17 protein-coding genes are annotated in these 19,441 nt (G+C 72.1%); 10 read left to right on the top strand and 7 right to left on the bottom strand.

Annotated elements, in window-relative coordinates; translation table 11 throughout:
* The first annotated feature begins 239 nt into the window (after positions 1-239).
* From V6U86_RS27065 to V6U86_RS27095, 7 genes are all read left to right on the top strand, one after another.
* A complete protein-coding gene (locus V6U86_RS27065; RefSeq protein WP_091393065.1) occupies positions 240-737 on the top strand; it encodes a hypothetical protein in 498 nt (165 codons plus the stop codon).
* A 109-nt stretch (positions 738-846) separates the two neighbouring features.
* Positions 847-1,410, top strand: a complete 564-nt coding sequence (locus V6U86_RS27070) for a YceD family protein (RefSeq protein ID WP_030335285.1) — start codon at positions 847-849, stop codon at positions 1,408-1,410.
* Between the two features lie 5 nt (positions 1,411-1,415).
* Complete coding sequence (gene rpmF / locus V6U86_RS27075; protein WP_030335284.1) at positions 1,416-1,589, top strand: 50S ribosomal protein L32; 174 nt, start codon at positions 1,416-1,418, stop codon at positions 1,587-1,589.
* A 114-nt stretch (positions 1,590-1,703) separates the two neighbouring features.
* Complete coding sequence (locus tag V6U86_RS27080; RefSeq protein ID WP_334507973.1) at positions 1,704-2,687, top strand: phosphate acyltransferase PlsX; 984 nt, start codon at positions 1,704-1,706, stop codon at positions 2,685-2,687.
* Positions 2,684-3,607, top strand: a complete 924-nt coding sequence (gene rnc / locus V6U86_RS27085; RefSeq protein ID WP_334507975.1) for a ribonuclease III — start codon at positions 2,684-2,686, stop codon at positions 3,605-3,607. Before V6U86_RS27080 ends, rnc begins: the two co-directional genes overlap by 4 nt.
* A complete protein-coding gene (gene mutM / locus V6U86_RS27090; RefSeq protein WP_334507977.1) occupies positions 3,600-4,457 on the top strand; it encodes a bifunctional DNA-formamidopyrimidine glycosylase/DNA-(apurinic or apyrimidinic site) lyase in 858 nt (285 codons plus the stop codon). The genes rnc and mutM overlap by 8 nt, the downstream gene beginning before the upstream one ends.
* 220 nt (positions 4,458-4,677) lie before the next feature.
* On the top strand, positions 4,678-6,897 hold the full coding sequence (locus V6U86_RS27095) for an MMPL family transporter (RefSeq protein ID WP_334507979.1): 2,220 nt from the start codon (positions 4,678-4,680) through the stop codon (positions 6,895-6,897).
* Positions 6,898-7,072: 175 nt separating this feature from the next.
* On the opposite strand, the gene V6U86_RS27100 is transcribed toward V6U86_RS27095, so the two are convergent.
* Complete coding sequence (locus V6U86_RS27100) at positions 7,073-7,915, bottom strand: endo alpha-1,4 polygalactosaminidase (protein WP_334507981.1); 843 nt, start codon at positions 7,913-7,915, stop codon at positions 7,073-7,075.
* A gap of 117 nt (positions 7,916-8,032) precedes the next feature.
* The gene (locus tag V6U86_RS27105; RefSeq protein WP_334507983.1) at positions 8,033-9,187 is read right to left on the bottom strand and encodes a CAP domain-containing protein; all 1,155 of its coding nucleotides are present in this window, start codon (positions 9,185-9,187) and stop codon (positions 8,033-8,035) included.
* Positions 9,188-9,559: 372 nt separating this feature from the next.
* Here V6U86_RS27105 and V6U86_RS27110 point away from each other — a divergent pair, with 372 nt between their 5' ends.
* The 3 genes from V6U86_RS27110 (at position 9,560) to V6U86_RS27120 (ending at position 14,342) form a co-directional block, all read left to right on the top strand.
* Positions 9,560-9,754, top strand: coding sequence for a hypothetical protein (locus tag V6U86_RS27110; RefSeq protein WP_007456482.1), 195 nt, complete (start codon positions 9,560-9,562; stop codon positions 9,752-9,754).
* A 347-nt stretch (positions 9,755-10,101) separates the two neighbouring features.
* Complete coding sequence (gene smc / locus V6U86_RS27115) at positions 10,102-13,716, top strand: chromosome segregation protein SMC (protein ID WP_334507988.1); 3,615 nt, start codon at positions 10,102-10,104, stop codon at positions 13,714-13,716.
* A complete protein-coding gene (locus V6U86_RS27120) occupies positions 13,716-14,342 on the top strand; it encodes an HAD family hydrolase (protein WP_334507990.1) in 627 nt (208 codons plus the stop codon). Before smc ends, V6U86_RS27120 begins: the two co-directional genes overlap by 1 nt.
* On the opposite strand, the gene V6U86_RS27125 is transcribed toward V6U86_RS27120, so the two are convergent.
* The 5 genes from V6U86_RS27125 to V6U86_RS27145 form a co-directional block, all read right to left on the bottom strand.
* On the bottom strand, positions 14,343-14,873 hold the full coding sequence (locus V6U86_RS27125; RefSeq protein ID WP_334507993.1) for a DinB family protein: 531 nt from the start codon (positions 14,871-14,873) through the stop codon (positions 14,343-14,345). It abuts the gene before it with no gap.
* A 42-nt stretch (positions 14,874-14,915) separates the two neighbouring features.
* The gene (locus V6U86_RS27130; protein WP_334507995.1) at positions 14,916-15,410 is read right to left on the bottom strand and encodes a universal stress protein; all 495 of its coding nucleotides are present in this window, start codon (positions 15,408-15,410) and stop codon (positions 14,916-14,918) included.
* Positions 15,411-15,419: 9 nt separating this feature from the next.
* Positions 15,420-17,039, bottom strand: coding sequence for an MDR family MFS transporter (locus V6U86_RS27135; RefSeq protein ID WP_334507998.1), 1,620 nt, complete (start codon positions 17,037-17,039; stop codon positions 15,420-15,422).
* Positions 17,040-17,185: 146 nt separating this feature from the next.
* Entirely contained in the window at positions 17,186-17,626 is a 441-nt protein-coding gene (locus V6U86_RS27140; RefSeq protein ID WP_334508001.1) for a MarR family winged helix-turn-helix transcriptional regulator, read from the bottom strand.
* A 10-nt stretch (positions 17,627-17,636) separates the two neighbouring features.
* On the bottom strand, positions 17,637-19,364 hold the full coding sequence (locus tag V6U86_RS27145) for an alkaline phosphatase D family protein (protein ID WP_334508004.1): 1,728 nt from the start codon (positions 19,362-19,364) through the stop codon (positions 17,637-17,639).
* Positions 19,365-19,441 lie beyond the last annotated feature (77 nt).

Here is a 19,441-nt window from a genome sequence, read left to right on the forward strand (position 1 = left end):
GCTGCGGCGAATCGAACTTGCCCTCGGTGACGCCGGGCAGTGAGCCGCTGGGCAGCACCTGGCAACGCCGGGCAGCGCGTGGGGCGGCGTGGTGGGGCCGGGGGTGACTATGTCGCGACTCGCCGGGTTGGGGTGAGTGGGGCGGCGGCGGGGCGGGCACGACATGATTGGTGGCGCGGGGAACGGCCGTAGCCCGCATCATGGAGGTCGGCCGACGAACGACAGGAGTGAGGTAGCCGGTGGACCCGCTCGATCGCATCGACGAACTGATCGCCATCCTGGAGCAGGCCCGCTCCGTGCCAATGTCGCGCAACAACTGCATGGTCGACCGGGGTGAGATGATCGCTGCCCTCGATGAGATGCGCGCCGATCTCCCCGCCGACCTGCGTCGCGCCGCCGCGCTCCTGGATGAGCGCGACAAGATCATGGAAGCCGGCAAGCGGGAGGCGGACCGGATCATCAGCGAGGGTGAGGCAGAACACGCCCGCCTGGTCTCGGTGAACGAGATCACCGTGTCGGCCGAGCACGAGGGTGCCCGGATCATCGGTGAGGCCCGCGCCGAGGCGCAGCGCCTGCGTGAGGAGGTCGACGACTATGTCGACACCGCGCTGGCCAACTTCGAGCAGTTCCTCACCCGGGCGCTGGCCTCGATAGAGCGCGGACGGGACAAGATGCACGCGCTGCGCGAGATCGGCACCTTCGCTGGGGATGAGGCGGAACGCCCGCTACCCTTCTGAGCGGCACCTCACCAGCCGACTTCTCAGGCGGGCGTCGCCCCCGGTTCGACGGTCCGGCGGTCGTCCAGGTAACCTTTTTTGTCGGCCTCTCACCGGCCGGAGTCTAACTATGCCCAAGCACTCGCCATCGACACTCAACCCCAGGTCGCCGTTGGTCCTCGACACGAGGGACCTGCCGCGTCGCCCTGGCGCGTTGCGTGAGGTCCAGCGGGTCGTGCCGGCACCGGCGGACCTCGGTGTGGAGTTGATCGGCGTGCCGGAGGGCGCGGACCTTGACCTCGATCTGAGGTTGCAGTCGGTGTCCGAGGGCGTGCTCGTCTCCGGGACCATCACCGGTCCCGTCCGGGGCGAGTGCGGCCGTTGCCTGCGCGAGATCAACGACTCGATGGCCGTGACGATCCAGGAGCTGTACGCGTACGAGGACAGCACCACGGACGCCACGACCGACGAGGACGAGGTGGGCCGGATGCAGGGCGATCTGATCGACCTGGAGCCGGCGCTGCGGGACGCGTTGGTGCTCACGCTGCCGACCAACCCGCTCTGCCGGGAGGACTGCCCAGGACTGTGCCCCGAATGCGGGGCGCACTGGGACGATCTGCCGGCCGACCACAGTCACCAGCAGATCGACCCGCGTTGGGCGGGCCTGTCGCAACTGACCGTTACAGAGGAGTAAGAACCGTGGCCGTCCCGAAGCGCAAGATGTCGCGCAGCAACACCCGGTCCCGCCGGGCGAACTGGAAGGCGACCGTGGTCGCGACCGTTGCGTGCCCGCAGTGCAAGTCCCCGAAGCTGCCGCACGCCGCCTGCTCCGTCTGCGGCACCTACAACGGCCGCCAGGTTCTCGAGGTCTGACCTGGACGCCGAGTGACGCCCCCGACCCCAGGTCGGGCGGCGCGCGCATCCTGGCATTCGCCCGGTGCCCCGGCTCCCTCCGACGCCGGCCGGCCTACTCCGGCCGGCGTTCCGGTGGAGCCGGGCGCCGCGCGGATCGCCGTTGACCTCCTCGGCGGGGACGACGCTCCCGCCGTCGTGGTTGACGGCGCTCTGCGGGCCATGCGCGCCGACCCTGACCTGCATCTGCTTCTCGTCGGTCCGACCGAGGTCGCCGATGAGCTGATTGCTGCCCTCGATCCGGCGCAACGCGCCCGGATCACGGTGCGGCCCGTCCGCGATGTCGTCGGCATGGCCGACCACCCCAGCGCCGCACGCGCCGAGAGCACCGTTCGGGCCGCGGTCATCGCCGTTCGTGACGGGACCGCCGACGCGCTGGTCTCCGCCGGCGCTACCGGTGCCACAGTCACCGCCGCCGTGCTCGGCCTCGGCCGCTCGCCGGAGATCCGCCAACCTGCGTTGGCCGCCACCCTGCCCGCCGTGGCGGGGCCGGTCGTGTTGCTCGATGTCGGCGGCTCCCTGGAACCCCGCCCGGCCACCCTCGCCCGCCACGCCGTGCTCGGCGCCGCCTACGCGGCGGTGGCCCACTCGATCGCCGCGCCGCGGGTCGGGCTGCTCTCGGTCGGCACCGAGGCCGGCAAGGGCGACCGGGTCCGCCGCGCCACCGACCCTCTGCTCGCCGTCGAACCGCTGCCCGGTGGGGCGCGCTACGTCGGTCTGGTCGAGGGGTACGACGTGGCCCTCGGCGCGCGCGCCGATGTGGTCGTCACCGACGGCTTCACCGGTAACGTGCTGCTCAAGGCCATTGAGGGCGCGTACGCGATGGCCGGCGGCCCATCTGCCGAGGGCGGCTCGCCCCGCGCGGCGGCCCTGCTGGGCGTCGCGGGGACGGTGGTCGTCTGCCACGGGGCCGCCCGCGCCGGCGACGTCGCCTCCGGCATAGCTCTCGCCGCCCACCTGTGGCGGCGGCGCGCCACCGATCTGGTCTCCGCGTTGCTCGCCGGCGACGCCGCGACGGATCGCACCGATCGCTCCACCGACACCGAGGTACGCACATGAGCAACGACAAGCGGCGGCGGACGTCCGTCGGTCACCTGGAAGCCGCCTTCGGGGTGAGCCTGGAACCCGAGCTGCTCCAGCGCGCGTTGACCCACCGGTCGTACGCGTACGAGAACGGCGGGCTGCCGACCAACGAGCGGCTGGAGTTCCTCGGCGACTCGGTGCTCGGCGTGGTGATCACCACGGCGCTCTTCCACAACCACCCGGATCTGCCCGAGGGGCAGTTGGCCAAGCTGCGTGCCAGCGTGGTCAACATGCGGGCGCTCGCCGACGTGGCCCGCGGTCTGGGCCCGGACGGGCTCGGCGCGTACCTGCTGCTCGGCAAGGGTGAGGAGACGACCGGTGGCCGGGACAAGGCGAGCATCCTCGCCGACACGTTGGAGGCGCTGCTCGGCGCGATCTACCTCCAGTACGGCCTGGACACCACGGGGATCGTCATCCACCGGCTCTTCGATCCGCTGATGGCCGAGTCGGCCGGTCGCGGCGCCGCGCTGGACTGGAAGACCAGCCTCCAGGAGCTGACGGCGGCGCTCGGGCTCGGCGTTCCGGAGTACCGGATCGAGGGCACCGGCCCGGATCACCTCAAGACGTTCACCGCCTGGGTGGTGGTGGCCGGCAACCGGTACGGCGGCGCCGAAGGGCGCAGCAAGAAGGAGGCGGAGCAGCGGGCCGCCGAGGTCGCCTGGCGGACGCTCGCCGAGCAGAACGGCCAGAACGGCGACGACGGCCAGGATGGCCGGGTCGGCGACGACGGTCAGGACCAGCCGACCGACCGGGACGACTCAGCCGACTCCGACGAGCCGTTCGGGCCGCTGGAGCGCGCCGAGCGGGCGGCCCAGGCCGAGCAGGCCGACCATCTGGCGCAGGCGCTGCCGGCCGGGGGCGCCGACGGCCACGAGACGGGCCCGGGGCGTGCCTGAGCTGCCCGAGGTGGAGACCGTCCGGCAGGGGGTGGCCCAGTGGGTCGTCGGCCGCCGGATCGCCTCGGTCGAGGTTCGTCATCCGCGTGCGGTCCGCCGGCATGCTCCAGGCGACGTGCACTTCGCCGACGTTCTCGCCGGCCGGACGGTGCTGGACGCCCGCCGTCGCGGCAAGTACCTGTGGCTGCCACTGGACAGCGGTGACGCGATCGTCGGGCACCTCGGTATGTCGGGTCAGTTGCTGCTCCAGCCACCCGGCACGGCGGACGAGACCCACCTGCGGGTCCGGTTCCGGTTCAGCGACGACGGCCCGGAGTTGCGCTTCGTCGACCAGCGCACGTTCGGTGGGCTCTCGGTGAGCGAGGGCGGTGCCGAGTTGCCCGACGAGATCGCGCACATCGCCCGCGACCCGATGGACCCGGAGTTCTCCGACTCGGCGTTCGTCGCGGCGCTGCGCCGCCGGCACACCGAGGTGAAGCGGGCCCTGCTGGACCAGACCCTGATCTCCGGGGTGGGCAACATCTACGCCGACGAGGCGCTCTGGCGTGCCAAGCTGCACGGCACCCGACCCACCGACGCGTTGACCGGCCCGGCCGTGCAACGCCTGCTCGGCCACGTCCGCGACGTGCTGGCCGAGGCGATCAGCGAGGGTGGCACCAGCTTCGACGCCCTCTACGTGAACGTCAACGGCGAGAGCGGCTACTTCGACCGGGCGCTCAACGCCTACGGCCGCGAGGGCGAGCCGTGCCGCCGGTGCGGCGCACCGATCCGGCGCGAGGCGTTCATGAACCGTTCCTCGTACAGTTGCCCGCACTGTCAGCCACGGCCCCGGGGTTCCCTTCGGGGATGACCCGGAGCCGGCTCGGGGCGATGCCGGCGGGTCGCGGCGGGCCGCTCCGGGCTGGACCCCGGTGTACGTCCCGATCGCGGGCTTACGCCCGACGAACGCCGCCCCGCTCCCGGTCTGGTGGTTTCAGGGCGGGCCGGGGTCGATCCCCGATGTGATCGCCTCGTCACGCACCTAGCGTCAGCACCGTTGACAGGGGGCTGACGTGACAGGGGGACCCGAGATGGGGAGAAGACCGGTAACGGTGCGGTTGGCGCGGTGGAGCGCCGAGCACCCGTGGCGGGCGATCGCACTGTGGGCCGTGTTCGTGGCGGTGTGCTTCGTGGGCGGCAACGCCGCCGGACTCAACGAGGCCACGAGCGGCGACCAGGCGATCGGCGAGGCGGGACGGGCCAGCCTGATCGTGGACGCCGGCGACTTCGATGACCCGGCCGTGGACAACGTCCTCATCACCTCCCAGTCCGGTGCGTTGGACCAGGCGGCGGCGAAGGCGGCGGCCGCCGACGCGGCGGCCCGGCTGCGTACGGTCGCCGGGGTGGCCGGGGTTGGTCAGCCGGTCACCGCGCGGGACGGCTCGGCGCTGCTGCTACCGATCACCATGTCGGGCGATCCGGAGACCGCGTCGGAGCGGGTGCAGCCGTTGCGGGACGCCACCGCCGCCGTGCAGGCGGCACACCCCGAGCTGCGCGTCGAGCAGGTCGGCGGGCCGTCGATCGGTCAGGCCCTCGACGACACCCTGGGCAAGGATTTCCAGCGCGCCGAGCTGCTCAGTCTGCCGGTCACCCTGGCGATCCTGATCATCGCGTTCGGCGCGCTGATCGCGGCGAGCGTGCCGGTGCTGCTGGCCCTCTCCTCGGTCGCCGCCGCGATGGGTCTGTCCACCCTCGCCTCGCACCTGGTGCCGGCCACCGACACCACGGCACCGGTGATCCTGCTGATCGGCATGGCGGTCGGGGTCGACTACTCGCTGTTCTACATCCGTCGGGAGCGGGAGGAACGCGCCAAGGGTCGGTCCGGTCTGGACGCGGTGGAGATCGCCGCGGAGACCTCCGGGCACGCCGTGGTGGTCTCCGGCTTCGCGGTGATCATCTCGATGGCCGGGCTGCTGCTCGCCGGTGACGTGGTCTTCTCGTCCCTCGCCATCGGCTCGATCCTCGTGGTGGCTGTCGCGGTGACCGGCTCGCTGACCGTCCTGCCCGCGCTGCTGGCCCGGCTCGGCCGCTGGGTGGACCGGCCCCGGGTGCCGTTGCTCTGGCGACTGACCGCGCCGCGCACCGGCCGGCACGGTGAGCCCCGCGCGCCCCGACTGTGGCCCGCGGTGCTCCGGCCCGCGCTGCGCGCGCCGGTGGCGACGCTTGTCATCTCGGTCGGGCTGCTGCTCGCGCTGGCCGCGCCGGCGCTCGGCATGAAACTGAAGTTCCCCGGCATGGAGGATCTGCCCCGCACGACTCCGGCCATGCAGGCGTACGACCGGCTCACCGCCGCCTTCCCGAGCGCCGGAACCAATCACGTGGTGGCCGTTCGGGCGCCCGCCGACCAGGCCGACCAGGTACGTGCCGCCCTCACCGACCTGTCCACCCGGGCGGCCGGCGATCCGCTGTTCGCCCCGGCCGAGGCGGACGGCCCGAAGATCGAGGTGTCGGCCGACCGGCGGGTCTCGGTGCTGGACGTCCCGACCCCGTACGCCAGCCGGGACGACCGGTCGGTGCAGTCGTTGGAGAAGCTGCGCGGCGACCTGGTCCCGGCCGAGCTGCGGGGCATCCCGGGCATCGAGTACGCGGTGGGCGGGGGCGTGGCCGACAGCGAGGACTACGCACAGCACGTCCGGGACAAGTTGCCGCTGGTCATGGGCTTCGTGCTGGTGCTGACCTTCCTGGTCATGGCGTTCACCTTCCGGTCGGTGGTGATCGCGGCCAGCTCGATCGCGCTGAACCTGCTCTCCGCCGGTGCCGCGTACGGGCTGCTGGTGTTGATCTTCCAGGGCGAGTGGGCGCAGGGACTGCTCGGCTTCACGTCGATGGGCGCGATCGTGTCCTGGCTGCCGCTGTTCCTCTTCGTGGTGCTGTTCGGCCTCTCGATGGACTACCACGTCTTCGTGGTCAGTCGGATCCGTGAGGGCGTCCGGTCCGGTCTGGCCAACCGCGACGCCGTGTCGTACGGGATCACCTCGTCGGCAGGCGTGGTGACCAGCGCGGCGATCGTGATGGTCGGAGTCTTCTCGATCTTCGCCACGTTGAGCACGATCGACATGAAGCAGCTCGGCATCGGCCTGGCGGCGGCGATCCTGCTTGATGCCACGATCATCCGGGGCGTGGTGCTGCCGGCGTTGATGACCATGCTCGGCGACGCCAACTGGTGGGCCCCACGCTTCCTGCGCCCTCGCCCGGCACCCGCCCCCACCGACCCACCAGCCCCAACCCCGGAGCTGCTCCCCGTCCCCTGATCCGCCCCGCCCCGCCCCCTCAATCCCGCCGATCTTGCACTTTCGGTCGCGACAAAGCCGGATGAACCTGGCAAGCCGACGACCAAAAGTGCAAGATCGCGGGAGCGGGCGCGGGCGCGGGCGCGGGCGCGGGAGCGGGAGCGGGAGCGGGCGCGGGAGCGGGCGCGGGCGCGGGCTAGGGGAGGGGGCAGGCTTCCCGGGAGGCATCCAGCGTGCGGTCCTTGCGGATCGACGCGAAGCCATAGCCGACGGTGGTGACACAGAAGTCGTCGGTCGAGCCGGTGTACTCGACGTGGAAGACCGGCTTGCCGGCGTCGCTGAACGGCAGCAGTTTGGCGCACTGGGCCAGCCGGACGCACTCCTCGTTGACCGCGAAGTCGAAATCCGGGGCCAGGGCGGCGAGCTGCGGCACGTCGTTGGCCAGCCCGGGGGAGAGGCTCAGCGAGCGGGCCAGCTCGGCCAGCCGGCGGTTGAACAGCAGTTGGTCGTCGAAGTCGAGCGGAAAGCCGGTGCGCGCTGCGTACCCGTCGGCGTCGAAGAGCGCCACCGCGCCGAAGCCCTTGCCGCGGCAGAGCCGGAACCGGTCGGCCAGCACCGGCCGGAGCGCGTCCCAACTCCGGACGTCCAGCCACCGGCTGTCGGGTCGACGCCCGGCCGCGCCCCGGACGATCTCCGGAAACCGGCTGGCGTCCGGATCGTCGGAGCGGGCCGACCCCACGTTCACCTGGCAGATCAACCGGCGGTCCCGCGAGCGCAGCTCGGCGGTCTGCGCGGCGGTGGTGGTCACCGGGTCGAGCAGGAAGACCTCGGCGTCCACCGCCGGATCGAGTTGGCCGCTGAGCTGCCACTGCCATTGCCAGTGCCGGGCCTGGGTCGCCGGCCACGCGGTGGGCGCACCGGGCGGGGTCAGCGCGGGTCGGCACCCGTACGCAGGCACCACCAGCACCAGAGCGACGCTGGCCGACAGGGCGCGGCGCAGTGGGCGTACGGCGACGCGTCGCCGCGGCCGGATCCGCATCGGCAGCTCCCGGGTCCCGGACGGCCCGTCGCCGCCCGCACCGGTACGCGGCCCCCACGCTCCGGCCCGACGTACCTCACCGGGTCAAACGAGCGCGGGGGCGGGAACGACGCGCGGTCAGCGCGGCGCCGCGAAGACCTGCGTCCAGTACGGTCCGTTGCTGCTGGCGATGCCGACGCCGATCTCGGTGAACGCGCAGTTCAGGATGTTGGCCCGGTGGCCGGAGCTGTTCATCCAGGCGTCCATCACCGCGGCCGGGGTCTTCTGGTTCCAGGCCACGTTCTCGCCGTACGTGCGCCAGGCGTAGCCGACCCGGTCCAGCCGGGTGCCGGAGTTGCTGCCGTCGCTGCCGGTGTGCGACATGTTCTGGTGGTCGGCCTGGTCCTGGCTGTGCCGTTGGGCGGCCGTCATCAGCTTGTCGTTGATGCTCAGCGCCTTGCAGCCGGCCTTGGCCCGCTCTGCGTTGACCAGGTCCACCACCTCGCGGGCCTGGGCGCTGACCGAGCCGCTGGAGCCGTTGGAACCGCCGGGGGTGCTCGGCGCGCTGCTGCGGTTGACGCTGCGACGCGATGCCGCGGTGCTCCGCGACGACGCCGGCGTGGGCTTGACGACCCTGCTCGGCGACGGGCTCGGAGACGTCGCGCTGGGTGTGGCGGACGGGGAGGGTGCGACGAGGGTGTCCAGCACCGGCTCCTCGGTCGGTACGGCCGACGCGGCGAAGGAGTCGTCGACGGCCGTCGGCTGAGCGGCCCCGTCGTCGCCGCCGGGAAGCGCGAGCGCGCCGACGCCGAAGCTCACCACGAGGGTGGCGGCCGCGGCGGCGCCCCCGATCATCAGTGGCCGGCGCCAACGGCGTGGGGAGCGGTGCCGCCCCTCGCCGGGTCGCCCGGTCTCGGCGGCGCCGCGCCAACTGCTGGTGGTGTCCGGGTCGGTGTCGGTGTGCCAGCCGCCGGGCGTCTCGGTGCGCCGACCGCCGGTGGTGTCCTGCGCCGGGCGGCTGTCGCCCCAGCCGCCGGTCTCGCCTTCCGGCTGGTAGGCCGGCCAGGCGGCGGTGTGGGCGTCGGCAGCCTCCACGGGGGCTGCCCGGTCCGGCTGGCGGCCGCTGGTGGGCTGCTCCTGGTGCCACTCGTCGCCCGGCTGACCGGGCTCGTCGCCGAACAGGTAGGCCGAGCGGGGCTCCGGGCGGTCGTGCAGCCAGGCCGGCTCGTCGGTCGGACCTCCGGCGCGCCGGGGGGCGCCGTTCGGGTCCATCGGATCGGTCCAGCCGTACACGCCTATGCCTCCAGGGGTCGGTTGCGGGCCGGGGTGACGCTACGGCGTGCCTGCGACCTGCGGCAACGTGGCTAAGAAAGAGTTAAGGCGAAGTCGGACGCCGGGGTGCGGACTTCCGCGGATCCGGGCGTACAGTAAAGGCGTCCGGACAGAGAGTGTCCGTGCCTTGCGGCAGCCCCCCCGACAAGTGGACAGGTCGACGTAGAGATGATCTACGGCCTGCGAGAACTTGACGAAGGAGGGGTTTGCGGCTCAATATATAGGTGTCGCCAGTCGCGCCCGGTCATGCCCAGATACAGCCTGGAATGACAGCCGCGTACAAATGGGCGCGCGTTGGCCGGCCTTTCCGGCAGCGCATATCAAGGAGTCAGCATGGCGAAGGCCCTCTACGGCCACGTAGGTGCAGCGCCCGACCGGCGTCTGCTCGACGAGGTCACCCGACTGCGTGCCAGGGTCCAGGCACTGGAGTTCGAGATCACGCGTCTGCGTGCCGACAACGATCGGCTCGCGGCGGCTGCGGCAGAGGCGGACGATCTGCTCCGTCTGGCCGAGCCGGCGCTGACCTGATCTTCAGGACCCAAAAAACTGAATCGCACCATCGCAAAAATGCGCGCCGACACCTCTGTGCCGGCGCGCAACACTGTCCGGCACCTTTTCGACACCGACCATTCATGATCTTGTGGTGGATCGTGCGGTAAGCGCACCTCGCAGTTACCGAAACGCGTCGACGGATAAGCCGATCATGAAAGGCGCTTGCCTTTCTTCGCGGCCGAGAGAACGACAGCGCGCCCACGGCCGACGCGACGCGGGGCGGGTCGCGTGTCAACCCGCTCCCATCGGCGGGTTAGTCTGCGAGTTCACCCAGGTCCCCACAGCCGGCGACGGTACGGCGGCCACCGGACGAGGACGAGTAGGTGTATCTCAAGAGCCTGACGGTGAAGGGGTTCAAATCCTTCGCCTCCGCCACGACGTTGAAGCTGGAACCCGGGATCACCTGTGTGGTGGGCCCGAACGGCTCGGGCAAGTCCAACGTCGTCGACGCCATCGCCTGGGTCCTCGGCGAGCAGGGCGCCAAGGCGCTGCGTGGCGGCAAGATGGAGGACGTCATCTTCGCCGGCACCGCCGGCCGGGCACCGCTGGGCCGCGCCGAGGTCACCCTCACCATCGACAACACCGACGGCGCGCTCCCGATCGAGTACACCGAGGTCTCCATCACCCGCCGGATGTTCCGCTCCGGCGAGAGCGAGTACGAGATCAACGGCAACTCCTGCCGGTTGCTCGACATCCAGGAGCTGCTGTCCGACTCCGGCATCGGCCGGGAGATGCACATCATCGTCGGGCAGGGCCGCCTCGACGGCATGCTGCACGCCAAGCCGGAGGACCGCCGCGCGTTCATCGAGGAGGCGGCCGGCGTCCTCAAGCACCGCAAGCGCAAGGAAAAGGCGCTGCGCAAGCTCGACGCGATGCAGGTGAATCTCAACCGCTTGGCCGACCTGACTACTGAGCTGCGCCGTCAGCTCAAGCCGCTGGGCCGGCAGGCCGAGGTGGCCCGGCGTGCCGCCGCCATCCAGGCCAACCTGCGCGACGCCCGGTTGCGCCTGCTCGCCGACGACCTGGCCACCCTGCGGACCACCCTCGACCGGGAGATCGCCGACGAGACCGCGCTGCGCGAGCGGCGCGAGCAGATCGAGGGTGAGCACGCCGAGGTGCAGGGCCGGCTCGGCGAGTTGGAGGCAGCCCTCGCCGAGGACGCGCCACTGCTCGCCGCCGCTCAGGACACCTGGTACAAGCTCTCCGCCCTGCAGGAACGCTTCCGTTCGATCGAGCAGTTGGCCCGGGAGCGGCTGCGGCACCTCAGCGCCACCGGCGACGACGAGCGACCCGGCCGCGACCCGGACCAGCTGGAGGCCGAGGCGGAACGGGTCCGCGAGCAGGAAGAGGAGCTGCGCGCCGCGCTCACCGACGACCAGATCCGACTGGCCGAGGCGGTCGAGCATCGCCAGGAGCTGGAACGGCAGCTCGCCACCGCCGAGCGGGAACTGGTCGCCGCGGCCAAGGCCATCGCCGACCGGCGCGAGGGCATGGCCCGGCTCACCGGCCAGGTCAACTCGGCCCGCGCTCGGACCACCAGCGCCGGGGAGGAGATCGAACGGCTCGCCGTCGCGCACGCCGACGCGCTGGCCCGCGCCGAGCAGGCGCAGGCCGACCTGGACGCGGTCGCCGCCCAGTCCACCGAGGCGGACCGGGACAACGCCGACCTGGACGCCCGGCACGCCGAGGCCGTCGCCGAGCAGGAACGCGCGCAGGCAACCGTCCGCTCGCTGGCCGACGCGGAGCGGGCTGCCGAGAAGGACGCCGCCACCTGGAAAGCCCGGGAGGAGGCGCTCGCTCTGGGGCTGCGGCGCAAGGACGGCGCCGGTGCGCTACTCGCCCGCGCCGGGGACGTGCCCGGCCTGCTCGGCAGCCTCGCGGGGCTGCTCACCGTCGCGCCGGGCCACGAGGCCGCGCTGGCCGCCGCGCTCGGCGGCCTCGCCGACGCGGTCGCCGTCACCGGCGTGGACGAGGCCGTCGAGGCGATGCGGCTGCTGAAGATCTCCGACGCCGGCCGGGCGGGCCTGCTGGTCGGCAGCCCGGCCGGGCCTGGCATGACCGGCTCCGCGGACGCGCTGCGCCCGAAGCTGCCGGACGGCGCCCGGTGGGCGCCGGACCTGGTGGAGTGTGGCCCCGAGCTACGCCCGGCGGTGCACCGGGCGCTGCGGGACGTGGCCCTCGTCGATGACCTCGCCGCCGCGGCCGAGCTGGTCGCCACCAACCCCGAGCTGCGGGCGGTCACCCCGGACGGTGACGTGGTCGGGGCGTACGCGGCGGCGGGCGGGTCGGCCAAGGCCCCCAGCTACATCGAGGTGCAGGCCGCCGTCGAGGAGGCCCGCACCAACCGGCTCACCGCCGAACGCGCCGGCTTGGAGCTGCGTGACCAGTTGGTCGAGGCGCGCGCCGAGGTGGCCGCCGCCAAGGAGGCCGTGCAGCACGCCGCCGCCGAGAAGCGCGAGGCGGAGAGCCACCGCAACGCCGCCGCTCGCCGACTGGCCGAGTTGGGCGCGGCAGCCCGGTCCGCGAAGGCCGAGACCGACCGGCTGGGCGACTCCCGATCCCGCGCCGAGGCCGCCCGGCAACGGGATCTCACCGCCCTCGCCGAGCTGGAGGAGCGGCTACGGCTGGCCGAGGAGACCCCGGTCGACGCCGAGCCCTCCACCGAGGAACGCGATCAACTGGCGGCCATGGTGCCGCAGGCCCGGCAGAACGAGATGGAGGTGCGGCTCGCCGTCCGTACCGCCGAGGAGCGGGTCTCCTCGATCGCCGGCCGGGCCGACTCCCTCGCCCGGCAGGCCACCGCGGAGCGGGCCGCCCGGGAGCGCGCGGCGGCCCGGCGGGCTGCCCGCGCCCGGGGCGCGGGCATCGCCCGGTCCGTCGCCGGTGGCGCCCGGGAGGCGCTGACCCGGCTGACCACCTCGATCGCGACGGCCGAGGAGCACCGCGACGCGGTCGCCCTGGAGCGCGCCGCGCGGGAGGCAGATCTCCAGGAGGTACGCGGGGCGGCCAAGCGGCTCGGCGCGGAACTGGAGCGGCTGACCAGCCAGGTGCACCGCGACGAGGTGGCTCGCGCCGAGCAGCGGCTGCGCATCGAGCAGTTGGAGGCGAAGGCCGCCGAGGACTTCGGGCTGGACGTGGAGACGCTGGTCGCCGAGTACGGCCCCACTCAGCCCGTTCCGCCGACCCAGGTCGACGTCGCGGCGGCCGAACGGGACGGTCTGCCGGTGCCCGAGCCGGTGCGGTACGAGCGGCCGGTGCAGGAGAAGCGGGCCGCGAAGGCGGAACGCGAACTCGCCCTGCTGGGCAAGGTCAACCCGCTCGCGCTGGAGGAGTTCGCCGCGCTGGAGGAGCGGTTCAAGTTCCTCTCCGAGCAGTTGGAGGATCTCAAGGCCACACGCCGGGACCTGCTCACCGTGGTCAAGGACGTGGATGAGCGGATCCTGGAGGTCTTCGCCAGCGCCTTCGAGGACACCGCCCGGGAGTTCGAGCAGGTGTTCACGGTGCTCTTCCCCGGCGGCGATGGGCGGCTGATCCTCACCGAACCGGAGGACCTGCTCACCACCGGCGTCGAGGTGGAGGCCCGCCCACCGGGCAAGAAGATCAAGCGGCTGTCGCTGCTCTCCGGTGGCGAGCGGTCGCTGACCGCGGTGGCCATGCTGGTGGCGATCTTCCGCGCCCGGCCCAGCCCGTTCTACATCATGGACGAGGTGGAGGCGGCCCTGGACGACGTCAACCTGGGCCGGTTGATCACATTGCTGGCACAGTTGCGCGAGAAGAGTCAGCTGATCGTCATCACGCACCAGAAGCGGACGATGGAGATCGCCGACGCGCTCTACGGCGTGACCATGCGCAGCGGGGTCACCCAGGTGATCAGCCAACGGCTCAACCGGGCCGACGAGGACGACCAGCGGCACGGCCGCGGCGAGGAGAACGGGTAGTGGCTCGGGAACGCGCGACGGCGCTCCTGCTGGACTTCGACGGCGTACTGCGCCGGTGGGACCCGGCGGTGGCCGCCGTTGTCGAGCGGGAGTACGGCCTCTCCGAGGGGGTGCTCGGCGAGATCGCCATGCAGTGGGGGCGGCTCCAGCCGGTGCTCACCGGCCAGGTCAACCACGCCGAGTGGATGAGCAGCGTGGCGGACGCCCTGACCGAATCGGTGGGCAGCCCGGAACGGGCCCGCGCCGCGGTGGAGCAGTGGCAGAGCTACCGGGGAGAGGTCGACCAGGAGGTGTTGGCGTTCGTCCGGGAGGTCCGCGCGGCGGGCGTCCGGGTCGGATTGGGCACCAATGCCACCGACCTGCTCGACGCCGACCTGACCGCGCTCGGTCTGGTCGGCGAGTTGGACGTGGTGGTCAACTCCTCGGTGATCGGGGTGCACAAGCCGGCCCCGGAATACTTCCAGGCCGCCTGCGTGGCCCTGGCCACCCCGCCGGCCCGGGTCCTCTTCGTCGACGACGAGGACTGGGCCGTGCGGGGTGCCCGCGCCGCCGGGCTGTCGGCGCACCGCTGGGGTGGCCACGCCGATCTGCGTTACCTGCGGGCTGCCTTGGACTACCAGCGATAGTCAGTCGCCGGTGACGCCGTCGATGCGTTCCCGGATCAGGTCGGCGTGGCCGTTGTGCCGGGCGTACTCCTCGATCATGTGCACGTACACCCAGCGCAGGCTGAAGGTGCGGGTCCCGTCGCTGCGGGTCAGTGTGAACGTGTCGTCCAGCGAGCGCCCCTCGGCCGCTGCCCGGGCTGCGTCGACCTCGGCCCGGAAGACGGCGAAGGCGGCTTCGGCATCGGCGTCGGCCGCAGCGTGGAAGTCGGCGTCGTTGTCGGTGTCGTAGTCGTAGAGGTCGGGCAGGTCCTGGCCGGCGGAGCGCTGGCGGAACCAGGACCGCTCGACGTCGCTCATGTGCAGGACCAACCCGAGAAGGCTCAGGCCGGACGGCTCGACGCTCGGCGTGCGTAACTGCTCGGCGGTGAGGCCGGCGCACTTGTGCAGCAGGGTGTCGCGGTGGTAGTCGAGCCAGCCCTCCAGCATGGTGCGCTCATCAGCGACCAGGGGCTCGTGGCGGCGGTCGATTTCCGGTGCTCTCCATGTCGTCATCGGGCCATCCTGCGGCTCGGGTGCGACAGTCGCGACCGAGTTTCAGGGCACCACGACGACGGGCCAACGGCCGGCGCGGACCAGCCGGGTGGCGACCGAGCCGACCAGCCGGTGCCCGGCCTGCTCGGAGGCCCCGACCACCAGCATGTCGGCCTGGAACTCGTCGGCTGCCGCGCACAGCTCGCCGTACGCGTCGCCGCGCCGCACCAGCAGGGTCAGTGGAATGCCCCACTGCTCGGCCCCGCGCCGGCACTCCCGGCGCAGCTCGTCGGCCAACTCGTCGTGGGTGCGCTGGACCGCGCCGGCGTCCATGCCGGGCACCAGGGCGGCCAGTCCGCTCGGCGAGCTGACGAAGACCACCACCAGGGCGGCGCCCTGCCGACGGGCCAGGCCAGCGGCGTAGGAGCCGGCCCGCTCGGAGGTGCGGGTGCCGTCGATGCCCACCATGATCACCCGAGGCCCGTCCGTGCCGCGCTCGAAGGGCAGCGGTCGGGTCCGGGGACCGTACTCCTCGCGGTCCGGTGCTCCCACGCCCATGGTTCTACCTCACCTCTGCTCGCCGGTACGGATCACAGGTGCCCCAGCGCCGGCAGCGACTGTCGATTCCCGCTCGACCTCGGCGGAAACCGGGTTGCCGTTGTGCTGGCGCAGCGGCACCTCCTTGATGAAGACCACCGCGATCAGCGCGATCAGCGCGAACGGGGCGGCGGCCAGGAAGATGTCACCGGCGCCGTGGCCGTACGCGGCCTCCACCACCGCCCGCAGCGGGCCGGGCAGGGTGTGCACGTCGGGCAGGGCGCCGCCGCTGCCCGAGCTGGAGGCCGGGATGCCGAGCTGGGCCAGCCCGTCGGCGGTGTAGTCCTTGACCTTGTGGGCGAGCACCGCGCCGAGAGCGGAGACACCGATCGCGCCGCCGAGGCTGCGGAAGAACGCCACCACCGAGCTGGCCGCGCCGAGTTCGTGCGGGCCGACGGTGTTCTGCACGGCGAGGACCAGGTTCTGCATGGTCATGCCCAGGCCGACGCCGATCACCAGCATGTAGACGCTGAGCAGGGCGAAGTTGGTGTCGGCGCGCAGCGTGCCCATCAGCGCGAAGCCGATGGTGAGCAGCGACGACCCGATCACGAGGTATCGCTTCCAGCGGCCGGTCTTGGTGATGATCCGCCCGATGACCGTGGAGGCGACCAGCAGGCCGAGGATCATCGGCAGGGTCATCAGACCGGACATGGTCGGGCTCTGGCCGCGGCTGATCTGGAAGTACTGGCTCAGGAAGATCGACGCGCCGAACATGCCGACACCGACCGCGATGCTGGCGACGACGGCGAGGGTGATGGTGCGGTTGCGGAACAGGCGTGGCGGGATCATCGGCTCGGCGGCCCGGGTCTCGACCCGGATCGCCAGCGCACCGAGGACCAGCGCGCCGATGACCATGGCGGCGGACTGCCCGGAGGCCCAGGCGAACTGGTCGCCGGCCAGCGAGACCCAGATCAGCAGCAGCGACACGGCGGCGGTGATCAGGGTGGCGCCCCACCAGTCGATCTCGGCCTTCCGCTTGACGACCGGCAGGTGCAGGGTCTTCTGGAGCACGATCAGCGCGACGATGGCGAACGGCACACCGACGTAGAAGCACCAGCGCCAGCCGAGCCACGAGGTGTCCACGATCACGCCGCCGATCAGCGGGCCGCCGATGGTGCCGACGGCCATCACCGCGCCGAGGTAGCCGCTGTAGCGGCCCCGCTCGCGGGGCGCGATCATGGTGGCCATGATCACCTGGGCCAGCGCGGTGAGGCCGCCGGCGCCGACGCCCTGGAGCACCCGGCACGCGATCAGCTCTCCGGTGCCCTGGGCGAGACCGGCCAGCACCGAGCCCAGCACGTAGATCCCGAGGGCGAGCTGGACCAGGGTCTTCTTGTTGGTCAGGTCGGCCAGCTTGCCCCAGATGGGGGTCGTCGCGGTGGTCGCGAGCAGCGCCGACGTGACCACCCAGGTGTAGGCGGACTGGCCGCCGTGCAGTTCGGTGATGATTCTCGGTAGCGCGTTCGAGATGACCGTGGAGGAGAGGATCGCGACGAACAGGCCCAGCAGTAGGCCGGAAAGTGCTTCCAGGATCTGCCGGTGGGTCATGGTCACGGCGGTCGCCTGGGGAGGCACTGTCGCCTGGCTCATCGTTTGTTGCCTCCGAGTGGAGTCGAGGTGCAACCGCGGCGGGCTGGGACGCACGGCCGCCTGGGAGTTGCCTGGAGCAACCGTATGCCTTGGTTGCCTGAAGCAACAACTTGCCGAACCGGCACCCTATTCCCCGTCGCGAGGCGCTACTGCCAGGAGTCGTTGAACCGGCCGAGTAGCCGGGCGAAGTCCTCGACGTCCCGCTCCGGCCAGCCGTCCAGGGCGCGCAGGAACTCGCCCAGCCGGGCCGCGCGGGCGATGTCGAACCGGCGCTGACCCTCCTCGGTGAGGCTGATCTGCGCGGCCCGCCGGTCACTCGGATCGGGGTCGCGGTGGACCAGGCCGAGCACCTCCAGCGCGTTGATCTGCCGGCTCAGCGTCCCCTTGCCCACGCCCAGCCGTGCCGCCAACTCGGTCAACCGGATCGACCCGCTACGCCGCAACCAGAGCAGCAGCCCGTAGGTGTTCGGCTCAAGATTCGGGTGCACCTCCCGGGCGATCTCCCAGGAGACCGCGCGGCCACGGCGCAGCAGAGCGGTCAACTCGTGCTCAACCGCTCGGATCGGCTCCGGCAGGTGCTCATCCACGGCGTAGAGACTACGGCGCGGCCGGCCCGCCGCCGCCGGAGAGTCGACGCCGCATCACCGGGCGTAGGTGCCCGTCATTCGTGGTGCCCTCGATGACGACGTCGGCCTCGCGCCCCCGATGCGTCAGCGTGGCGACCGCGTTACCGAAGTACGGGCCGGCCAGCTTGCGCCAGCGCACCCCCGGTCGGCGTACGCCCGCCGAACGGGCCAGCGCCCGGGTGGCCCCGGCCGGACCGGGCGACCAGCCCAGCCGCATCAACGGACGGATGCCGGCCGGCACCTGGTTGTGGATCGGCGAACAGGTGAGCTGGTGCACCGGAGTGACCACCGCCGGGTCGGCGAACCGGGCCCGAGCCACGTACGAGTGGTGCACGTCACCGGAGAGCACGCTGATCGACGCCGGTGGGGCGTACGCCGGACCGGCCCCGATCCGGGCGCCGGACTGCCGCGGCGTGCCGGTGCCGATGCGGGCGAACGTCTCCGCGAGCGCCTCGAAGGAACGCCGGAACGCCGCCCAGTGCTCCAGGTCCAGAGCACGGCGCAGCTTCTCCGCCCCGCGCGCCACCCACGGTCGGCGTGAGTCCGCCAGTTTCTCGTTCCACGCCTCGATGTGGTGGATGCCCTGCGGCAGCAGCCAGGGCAGTGAGGCACCCACCACCAGGTGGTCGTAGACCCCGTGCGCCTGGTCGAGGAACCAGGCCCACTCGCCGGGTGGCAGCATCGCCCGGCTGTTGGACTCGAGCACCCGGCTGCACCGGTTGTCCAGCATCACCAGCCGGGTCCGGCCCAGATCCAGCGCGTAGCTCCACTGATATTGCACCGCGCGCCAACGCTCAGTGTCGTGCGCCAGGTCGGATTCCTGGTCGACCCGATGGCCGAACTCGCGCAGCACGCTGGTGGCGTCCTCGGCGGCGGTGACCTTCGCGAAGACCGGATCGGCGACGATCTCGTCGGGGGAGAGGTTGCCCAGGTGCTGGTAGACCCAGTACGAGGCGAGCCCGCTGCCGATCCGCTCCGGCCACCACGGCTGCTCGCGCATCTCCGCACGCCACGCCGCCGAGGTGTTCCAGTCGTCGATGATCTCGTGATCGTCGAAGATCATCACGCTCGGCACGGTGGAGAGCAGCCAGCGGATCTCCGGATCACGCCAGGACTCCAGGTAGAGCTTGGTGTACTCGTCGAAGCTCACCACCTGGTCGGCCGGAGCGCCCTTCGGCCGCCGCCGCCGTCGACGCAGCAGCCGGCGCACGGTCGGCGAGGTGACGTCGGCGTAGACCTGGTCGCCGAGCAACACCAGCAGGTCGGGCAGCGGGTTCGACTCCGGGTCGGCCATCAACCGCCGGGCGTACGCGTCCAGCGCGTCCGGTGGCAGCTTGCGGGTGGTGGCGTGCTGGGTGGTCTCCCGGCACGAGCCGAAGATCAGATTGACCGGCTGGTCCCGATCGTCGTCGGCCCGGGTGCGGATCACGCTCGGCGGGAACCCGCTGCTCGGCACCGGCCAGACCATCTCGTCGTCGACCAGGACCTCGTAGGTGGTCTCGCTGTCCGGAGTGAGCCCCTCGACCACCACGAGCGCGTAGTGGTGGTCGTACGCCGAGAAGGTGGGCGCGGTGCCGGTGGCGCCGCCGGCGGTGCGGACGGTGACCACGGCGGGCGCCGCCGTCTCGACCCAGATCGTCGCCCGGGTGTCCACCACTCGCCGCAGCAGTGGGCCGATGAGGAGGTGTGCGGCCGGCATGCGGCCGAGCCTACCGCCGGTCCCGGGCCCCGGCCGGGCGCGGTGGTGGAGACTCCGGGCACCGCTCGGGGTGCGGT

The sequence above is a fragment of the Micromonospora sp. CPCC 205558 genome (genome assembly GCF_036902955.1).
Classification (GTDB): Bacteria; Actinomycetota; Actinomycetes; order Mycobacteriales; family Micromonosporaceae; genus Micromonospora.

Bases quoted from the DNA above. Each gene is read 5' to 3' on its own strand.
- V6U86_RS27095 (WP_334507979.1), top strand. From the start codon at position 4,678: ATGGGGAGAAGACCGGTAACGGTGCGGTTGGCGCGGTGGAGCGCCGAG.
- V6U86_RS27110 (WP_007456482.1), top strand. From the start codon at position 9,560: ATGGCGAAGGCCCTCTACGGCCACGTAGGTGCAGCGCCCGACCGGCGT.
- V6U86_RS27100 (WP_334507981.1), bottom strand. From the start codon at position 7,915: ATGCGGATCCGGCCGCGGCGACGCGTCGCCGTACGCCCACTGCGCCGC.
- rnc (WP_334507975.1), top strand. From the start codon at position 2,684: ATGAGCAACGACAAGCGGCGGCGGACGTCCGTCGGTCACCTGGAAGCC.
- V6U86_RS27070 (WP_030335285.1), top strand. From the start codon at position 847: ATGCCCAAGCACTCGCCATCGACACTCAACCCCAGGTCGCCGTTGGTC.
- V6U86_RS27145 (WP_334508004.1), bottom strand. From the start codon at position 19,364: ATGCCGGCCGCACACCTCCTCATCGGCCCACTGCTGCGGCGAGTGGTG.
- V6U86_RS27135 (WP_334507998.1), bottom strand. From the start codon at position 17,039: ATGAGCCAGGCGACAGTGCCTCCCCAGGCGACCGCCGTGACCATGACC.
- V6U86_RS27130 (WP_334507995.1), bottom strand. From the start codon at position 15,410: ATGGGCGTGGGAGCACCGGACCGCGAGGAGTACGGTCCCCGGACCCGA.
- V6U86_RS27125 (WP_334507993.1), bottom strand. From the start codon at position 14,873: ATGACGACATGGAGAGCACCGGAAATCGACCGCCGCCACGAGCCCCTG.